Here is a 7,635-nt window from a genome sequence, read left to right as displayed (position 1 = left end):
GGCAGGGACTTGCGCCGGTGCAGCACCAGGTCCTTGTCGCTGTCGAAGCGGATCTGGTGCTTGCCGCCGAGCAGCAGGCTGCCGTCGGCGCGGACCTGCGCGACCCGGTCGTCGGACCGGTCGGTGTCGACGGTGGCCGGGTCCTCGCCCTCCAGACCGAGGACCACGGCCTTGTCGGAGCCGTGTCCCCGGCCGGTGGCGCCGAGCGAGCCGTACAGCTCCGCCCGGACGCCCACCACGTCGTCCAGCAGCCCGTCCCGCTCCAGTCCCTCGACGAAGCGCCTGGCCGCCCGCATCGGCCCCACCGTGTGGGAGGAGGAGGGGCCGATGCCGACCGAGTACAGGTCGAAGACGCTGAGGGCCATCAGGGCACCTCGGGGCCCTGGTACTCGCTCATCGCGTCGATGAGCCAGCGGGCCAGGTAGTCGGCGAACGAGGACCGCGGGAAGAGCCGGTACGTCGTGTCACCGGTCTGCCAGAGCACCACCGGGACCGGCCCGACCTGCGTGGCCACCGCCCGGCCCGGCCCGAAGGAGCGCGGGTGCAGGTCCAGGACGCAGCCCTTCTCCAGGACCTGGCGGGCCGAGGGGCCGCTCAGCTCCAGCGTGGTCCGGTTCGCCGACACGTCGACGACCGAGCCCGGGTCCCCGGCGAGCGCGTCCAGCAGCCCGGCGACGAGCTCCGGCCCGTCGCCCTGGGACAGCACGAGCCATTCGTCGGGCCCGAGCCACACCGCGGTGTGCGGGCCGGCCTGCGCGGCCTGGCCGCAGTGGTCCGGCAGCGGTGCGCCGAGCACCGAGCCGATGCGGCCGGCCGCCTCGGAGGCGGGGTCGACCCGCAGGCTCACCATGGTGACGAAGGGCCACTCGGTCAGCGACACACCGCGCTCACCGGTGACGCCGGCGGCGCGCATCCGCTCCTGGAGGTGCGCGAGGGGGCTGCGGCGCAGCGCCGCCGGTCCCGCGTCGATCAGCTCAGCCATCTCGCTTGGTCCCTTCGGGGTCGTAGAGCACGGGTTCGGCCACCAGGACGGGCACCAGGTCGTCGCCGACCGGGGCGATCAGCGTCTCGCCGATCCGGTTGCGCCCGTCGGCGACGAGCGCGAGGGCGAACGGCCTGCCGAGCGCCTCGCTGTGGTAGCTGGAGGTGACGTGGCCGAGCATCGGCACCGGCCCGTCCTGCGGGGTGATGGGGACGCCCGGCGCGACGATCTGGGAGCCCTCCGGCAGCCGGGTGCTGCCGTCCGCGGGCAGCAGGCCGACCAGGTGCTTGCGGTCGGTGCGGGCGGTGTCGGGGCGGCTGTAGGAACGCTTGCCGATGAAGTCCTTCTGCTTGGAGACCACCCAGGACATGCCCGCGTCCTGCGGGGTGACCGTCCCGTCGGTGTCCTGGCCGACGATGACGTAGCCCTTCTCGGCACGCAGCACGTGCATGGTCTCGGTGCCGTACGGGGTGATGCCGTAGGGCTGCCCAGCCGCGTACACGGCCTCCCAGACCGCCAGGCCGTACCAGGCCGAGACGTTGATCTCGTAGGCGAGTTCGCCGGAGAAGGAGATCCGGCAGATGCGGGCGGGGATTCCGGAGGCCAGGGTGGTCTCACGGAAGGCCATGAAGGGGAACGCCTCGTTGGACAGGTCCAGGTCGGGGGCGAGTCGGCCGACGACCTCGCGGGACTTGGGGCCGACGACGGCGATCGTGGACCACTGCTCGGTCACCGAGGTGCAGTGCACGTCGAGTTCGGGCCACTCGGTCTGCAGCCACTCCTCCAGCCAGTCCAGGACGCCGGCCGCGCCGCCCGTCGTGGTGGTCATGAAGTAGCGGTTCTCGTCCAGGCGCAGGGTCACGCCGTCGTCGAAGATCATGCCGTCGGGCTTGCACATCACGCCGTAGCGGGCGGAGCCGGGCTTGAGCTTCTTGAAGGCGTTGGTGTAGACGCGGTTGAGGAACTCACCGGCGTCCTTGCCCCAGATCTCGATCTTGCCGAGGGTGGAGGCGTCCATGACGGCGACGCCCTCGCGGGCCGCGCGGCACTCGCGCGCCACCGCGGCGTCCATGTCCTCCCCCTCCTGGGGGAAGTACCACGGCCGCTTCCACTGGCCGACGTCCTCGAACTCCGCGCCGTGGGCGACGTGCCAGCTGTGGATCGACGTCATGCGCTCGGGGTCGAACAGGTCGCCGCGCTCACGTCCGGCGAGGGCGGCGAAGGCCACCGGGGTGTACGGCGCCCGGTAGGCGGTGGTGCCGATCTCGCCCGGGGAGGCGCCGTCGCCGAGGGCGGCGGCGATCACGCCGATGGCGTTGACGCCGGAGGTCTTGCCCTGGTCGTTCGCGGTGCCGAGCGAGGTGTAGCGCTTGACGTGCTCGACGCTGCGCATGCCGGCGCCGGTGGACCGCCAGACGTCGGCGACGGTGACGTCGCGCTGGTGGTCGACGAAGTGCGTGTCCCAGGTGCCGGGGCCGCCGTCGGAGCCGTCGGAGCCGTTGCCGGGTGCGGGCACCAGCCACAGCGCGCGCACCGGGGCGCGGCCGGCGGCGGTGTCGGCGGGCGCGACGGGGACGGGCACCGGGAACCCGGCGTCCGTGGCGGCCTGCGCACCGGCCCACGCGCCCTCGGCGAGCGCGCCGTCGAGGTCGTAGGTCCCGCGGGCGGCGCCGACGACCTGCTGGTCGCGGACCGTGCTGTCGGGCACGAAGGCGGCCAGGTCGTCGTCCCAGCGCAGCTTGCCCTGACGCTGGCTGTGCAGGTGCACCACCGGGCTCCAGCCGCCCGAGACGGCGAGCAGGTCGCAGTCGAACGAGACGGGCTCACCGGTGAGTTCGCCGCTGCCGTCGAGGCCCTGGACGGTGACGCCGGTGAGGCGCCCCTCGCCCGCGGTGTCGGTCACCGCGCTGCCGGTCAGTACCTTGACGCCGGTGGCCGCGGCGACCTCGGCCGCCCGCCGGGACAGCTCGGGGCGGGCGTCGACGACGGCGGCGATCTCCACGCCGGCCGCGTGCAGGTCGGCGACCGTGTCGTAGGCGCTGTCGTTGGTGGTGCTCACGACGGTGCGGGAGCCGGGTGCCACCGCGTAGCGGTTGACGTAGGAGCGGACGGCGGAGGCGAGCATCACGCCGGGGCGGTCGTTGCCGGCGAACACCAGCGGCCGCTCGTGGGCGCCGGTGGCCAGGACCACCTGGCGGGCCCGGATGTGCCACAGCCGCTGCCGCGAGACGCCCTCGGACGGGGCGGGGGCGTCGGCGCCGAGGTGGTCGGTGCGCCGCTGCAGGGCCAGGACGTAGTTGTCGTCGTAGGAGCCGAAGGCGGTGGTGCGGGGCAGGACGACGGTCTCGGGGGCCGCCTCCAGGGCCGCGCGGACCTCGGCGACCCACTCCAGGGCGGTCTGCCCGCCGACCGTCTCGGTGCGCCCGGACAGCAGCGAACCGCCGGGTTCGGGCTGGTCGTCGACGAGGATCACCCGGGCGCCGGAGCCGGCCGCCGCGGCGGCGGCCGCGAGTCCGGCCGGGCCCGCGCCGACGACCAGGACGTCGGTGTGCACGTACTTCTTGTCGTAGACGGCGGGGTCGGGGGTCGGGTCGAGTTCGCTCATCCCGGACAGGGTGGTGGCGGACAGCCCGTCGTACAGCTCGACGGTCGTGGCGGGCAGCATGCCCTCCGTGCACGGGCCGTCGATCTGGATCAGGGCGTTGGACTCCTCCACGCCGGCGGAGACGATGCCGCGGGGGCGGCCCCGGTAGAGGGACGGTCCGACCTCGACGGCGCCGTGGGCCAGCAGGGCGGAGGCGACGGTGTCACCGGGGTGGCCGGTCAGCTCGCGGCCGTCGACGGTGAACCGCAGCACGGTGTCGCGGTCGACGCGGCCGCCGTGCGGCAGACGGAATTCCTGGTCGGTCATCGGTTCCCTCCGGCCGGATCGGCGGACTGGCGAAGGTCGTTGTGCCCGGACAGTCCGGGGATCTCGGGGCGGGCCTCGTCGAGCCGGTAGACGGCGAGCACCTCGTAGGTGACGGTGTCGCGCACGACGTTGAACCAGCGGCGGCAGCCCGTGGAGTGCACCCACCGCTCGGCGAAGGGGCCCTTGGGGTTGTCCCGGTAGAAGACGTACTCGGCCCACTGTTCGTCGGTGAGCTCCCCGGGGGTCTCGGGGAAGGGGAGGTGGGCCTGGCCCCCGTAGTGGTACTCGGTCTCGTCCCGAGGACCGCACCATGGGCAGTTCAGCAGCAGCACGGTGTCCTCCTCTCAGTGGGCCACGGCCGCGGCGCCGTGCTCGTCGATCAGGGCGCCCGTGGTGAAACGGTCCAGGGCGAAGGGCTTGTTCAGGGGGTGCGGCTCGCCGGTGGCGATGGTGTGGGCGAAGGTCCAGCCGGCTGCCGGGGTGGCCTTGAAACCGCCGGTGCCCCAGCCGCAGTTGACGTAGAGGTTCTCCACCGGCGTGGTGCCGATGATCGGGGAGGCGTCCGGGGTGACGTCGACGATGCCGCCCCAGGTCCGCAGCACGTGGGCGCGGGCGAAGATGGGGAACAACTCGACGGCGGCGGCCATCTGGTGCTCGATCACGTGGACCGAGCCGCGCTGGCCGTAGCCGTTGTACGCGTCGACGCCCGCGCCCATCACCAGTTCGCCCTTGTGCGCCTGCGAGACGTAGACGTGCACGTGGTTGGACATCACGACGGTGGGGTGCACCGGCTGGTGCAGTTCGGAGACCAGCGCCTGCAGCGGGTGGGACTGCACCGGCAGCCGGAACCCGGCCCGTTCGGCCAGGACGCCGCTGTGCCCGGCGGCCGCGAGGCCGACCCGGCCGGCGAGGATGCGGCCCCGGCTGGTCTCGACGCCGACGACGCGGTCGCCGTCCTTGACGAAGCCGGTGACCTCGCAGTTCTGGATGAGGTCGACGCCCATCTCGTCGGCGCGGCGGGCGAGCGCCCAGGCGACGTGGTCGTGCTTGGCGATGCCGGCGCGGGGCTGGTAGGTGCCGCCGAGGACCGGGTAGCGGGTGTCGGGCGAGGTGTTGAGGATCGGGCAGATCTTGGCGACCTCGTCGGTGTCGAGCCATTCGGCGTCGACCCCGTTGAGCCGGTTGGCGTTGACGCGGCGCACGCCCTCGCGGACGTCCTGCAGGGTGTGCGCGAGGTTGAGGACGCCGCGCTGGCTGAACAGGAAGTCGTAGTCCAGCTCCTCGGGCAGCCCCTCCCACAGCTTCAGGGCGTGCTCGTAGATGGCCGCGCTCTCGTCCCACAGGTAGTTGGAACGGATGATGGTGGTGTTGCGGGCCATGTTGCCGCCGGCCAGCCAGCCCTTCTCCAGGACGGCGACGTTGGTGATGCCGTGGACCTTGGCGAGGTAGTAGGCGGTGGCCAGGCCGTGGCCTCCGGCGCCGACGATGACGACGTCGTAGGAGGAGCGGGGTTCGGGGGTGCGCCAGAGCCAGTCGGGGTGCTCCGGCAGGGGTGTGGCGGTCATCCGGCGGTTCCGTTCTGGTCGGCGGGTCCGGTCTGGTCGGCGGGTCCGGTCTGGTCGGCGTAGAGGGGGAACTTCTCGGCGAGGGCGGTGACCCGGCCGCGCAGCAGGGCGGCGCTCTCGTCGGTGAGGTCCTCCTCCTTCAGGGCGCGGGCGATGATGTCGGCGACCTCGCGGAACTCGTCGGCCCCGAAGCCCCGGGTGGCCAGGGCGGGGGTGCCGATCCGCAGGCCGGAGGAGACCATCGGCGGGCGGGGGTCGAAGGGCACGGCGTTGCGGTTGACGGTGATGCCGATGCGGTGGAGGCGGTCCTCGGCCTGCTGTCCGTCGAGCGTGGAGTCGCGCAGGTCGACCAGGACCAGGTGGACCTCGGTGCCGCCGGTGAGGACGGAGATCCCGGCCTCGGCGACGTCGTCGGCGAGCAGCCGTCCGGCGAGGATCCGGGCGCCGTCCAGGGTGCGCTGCTGGCGCTCCTTGAACTCCTCGCTCGCCGCGACCTTGAAGGCGACCGCCTTGGCGGCGACGACGTGCTCCAGCGGGCCGCCCTGCTGGCCGGGGAAGACCGCGGAGTTGATCTTCTTGGCGAGGTCGGCCCGGCTGAGGATCACACCGCCGCGGGGTCCGCCGAGGGTCTTGTGGGTGGTGGTGGTCACGACGTCCGCGTACGGCACGGGGCTGGGGTGCAGGCCGGCCGCGACCAGTCCGGCGAAGTGCGCCATGTCGACCATGAGGTACGCGCCGACCTCGTCGGCGATGCGCCGGAAGGCGGCGAAGTCCAGCTGCCGCGGATAGGCCGACCAGCCGGCGACGATCAGCTTCGGCCGGTGCTCACGGGCCAGCTCCGCCACCTCGTCCATGTCGATGCGCAGGTCCGACCGGCGGACGTGGTAGGGCACGACGTTGTAGAGCTTGCCGGAGTAGTTGATGCGCATGCCGTGGGTCAGGTGACCGCCGTGCGCCAGGTCCAGGCCGAGGATCGTGTCCCCGGGGTCGAGGAGGGCGAACATCGCGGCGGCGTTGGCCTGGGCGCCGGAGTGCGGCTGGACGTTGGCCGCCTCCGCGCCGAACAGGGCCTTGACCCGGTCGATGGCGAGCTGTTCGACGACGTCGACGTGCTCGCAGCCGCCGTAGTAGCGGCGGCCGGGGTAGCCCTCGGCGTACTTGTTCGTCAGGACCGAGCCCTGGGCCTGCATCACGGCCTCGGGCGCGAAGTTCTCCGACGCGATCATCTCGAGTGTCGTCTGCTGGCGCCGGAGCTCCTCGGAGACGGCGGCCGCGATCTCGGGGTCCAGGGAGGCCAGGGGAAGGGAGAGAAGGCCGCTGTTCTCCGTCGTCGACGGTTTCGCTGCCATGGTGAGCACCACCTTAATATGCGACTGCTCCAGCACTGATATATCAGTACGTGCGGTAACGTAGGTCAGGCTGACGGAACGGGTCAAGGGGGTAGCGGAATGAATCAGGCACAGACTTCGCAGACGGCCGGCGAGGAGACGCTCACCCTCGCCGAGCGCGCGTACCGCGACATCCGCGACCGCCTGATCATGCTGGAGATCCCGCCGGGCGCCCCGGTGAACGAGGACCTGCTCGCCCAGAGCGTCGGCTTCGGGCGCACTCCGGTGCGCGAAGCCCTCAAGCGCCTGCAGTACGAGCGGCTGATCGTGGCCTACCCGCGGCGCGGGACCTTCGCCACCGAGGTCAACATCACCGACCTCGCCCACATCTCCGAGGTCCGGCGTCGGCTGGAGCCCATGGCGGCGGCCCGCGCGGCCGAGCGCGCCACCGCCGCCGACCGCGAGGCGCTGGGCGCGCTGCTGCGGCAACTGGAGGGCGAGGACACCGCGGGGCAGGGCGCGGACGCCCTGATGCGCCTCGACCTTCGGGTGCACCGGGCCATCTACGCCGCGACCCACAACCCGTACTTCGAGGACACCCTCATCCGCTACGACAACCTGGCCACCCGCATCTGGTGCCTGTTCGTGAACCGGCTGCCGGGCATGGCGGGACACGTCGTCGAGCACGGACCGCTGCTGCGCGCCATCGTCGACGGCGACCCCGACAAGGCGTCGGAGCTGGCGCGCAGCCACGTCGTGGGCTTCGAGCGGGCGATCCGCGACGCGATCTGAGCGGACCGGTCAGGCCCTTTCGCTCTTCCGCCCCTTTGCCCTCCGCCCCTCCTCGCT

General features: G+C 72.5%; 7 protein-coding genes. 1 reads left to right on the top strand and 6 read right to left on the bottom strand.

The genetic code is table 11. The features are described 5' to 3' along the window. From C1I97_RS26430 to glyA, 6 genes are all read right to left on the bottom strand, one after another. Window positions 1-365: serine dehydratase beta chain (locus C1I97_RS26430; RefSeq protein WP_309147827.1), on the bottom strand; the 365-nt coding region annotated here is incomplete at its 3' end. Further along, window positions 365-982 (bottom strand): sarcosine oxidase subunit gamma, encoded by a 618-nt coding sequence (locus tag C1I97_RS26425; RefSeq protein WP_111005666.1) that lies wholly within the window; start codon window positions 980-982, stop codon window positions 365-367. The genes C1I97_RS26430 and C1I97_RS26425, both read right to left, overlap by 1 nt. Continuing rightward, a complete protein-coding gene (locus C1I97_RS26420) occupies window positions 975-3,893 on the bottom strand; it encodes a sarcosine oxidase subunit alpha family protein (RefSeq protein ID WP_111005665.1) in 2,919 nt (972 codons plus the stop codon). Before C1I97_RS26420 ends, C1I97_RS26425 begins: the two co-directional genes overlap by 8 nt. Then, complete coding sequence (locus C1I97_RS26415) at window positions 3,890-4,225, bottom strand: sarcosine oxidase subunit delta (protein WP_111005664.1); 336 nt, start codon at window positions 4,223-4,225, stop codon at window positions 3,890-3,892. The genes C1I97_RS26420 and C1I97_RS26415 overlap by 4 nt, the downstream gene beginning before the upstream one ends. Window positions 4,226-4,237: 12 nt before the next feature. Beyond that, the gene (locus tag C1I97_RS26410) at window positions 4,238-5,458 is read right to left on the bottom strand and encodes a sarcosine oxidase subunit beta family protein (protein WP_111005663.1); all 1,221 of its coding nucleotides are present in this window, start codon (window positions 5,456-5,458) and stop codon (window positions 4,238-4,240) included. Then, window positions 5,455-6,807 (bottom strand): serine hydroxymethyltransferase, encoded by a 1,353-nt coding sequence (gene glyA / locus C1I97_RS26405; protein ID WP_111005667.1) that lies wholly within the window; start codon window positions 6,805-6,807, stop codon window positions 5,455-5,457. Before glyA ends, C1I97_RS26410 begins: the two co-directional genes overlap by 4 nt. A 99-nt stretch (window positions 6,808-6,906) precedes the next feature. On the opposite strand from glyA, the gene C1I97_RS26400 reads away from it, so the two are divergent. Continuing rightward, on the top strand, window positions 6,907-7,578 hold the full coding sequence (locus C1I97_RS26400) for a GntR family transcriptional regulator (RefSeq protein ID WP_111005662.1): 672 nt from the start codon (window positions 6,907-6,909) through the stop codon (window positions 7,576-7,578). Window positions 7,579-7,635: the final 57 nt, after the last annotated feature.

The sequence above is a fragment of the Streptomyces sp. NTH33 genome (assembly GCF_003236365.1).
Taxonomy (GTDB): domain Bacteria; phylum Actinomycetota; class Actinomycetes; order Streptomycetales; family Streptomycetaceae; genus Streptomyces.
The sequence above is the reverse complement of the archived record's forward strand: the minus strand, read 5'-3'. Positions and strand labels throughout refer to the sequence as shown.

Excerpts from the sequence above, each read along its gene's own strand:
- C1I97_RS26425 (WP_111005666.1), bottom strand. The coding sequence starts at position 982 with ATGGCTGAGCTGATCGACGCGGGACCGGCGGCGCTGCGCCGCAGCCCC.
- C1I97_RS26420 (WP_111005665.1), bottom strand. The coding sequence starts at position 3,893 with ATGACCGACCAGGAATTCCGTCTGCCGCACGGCGGCCGCGTCGACCGC.
- C1I97_RS26410 (WP_111005663.1), bottom strand. The coding sequence starts at position 5,458 with ATGACCGCCACACCCCTGCCGGAGCACCCCGACTGGCTCTGGCGCACC.
- glyA (WP_111005667.1), bottom strand. The coding sequence starts at position 6,807 with ATGGCAGCGAAACCGTCGACGACGGAGAACAGCGGCCTTCTCTCCCTT.
- C1I97_RS26400 (WP_111005662.1), top strand. The coding sequence starts at position 6,907 with ATGAATCAGGCACAGACTTCGCAGACGGCCGGCGAGGAGACGCTCACC.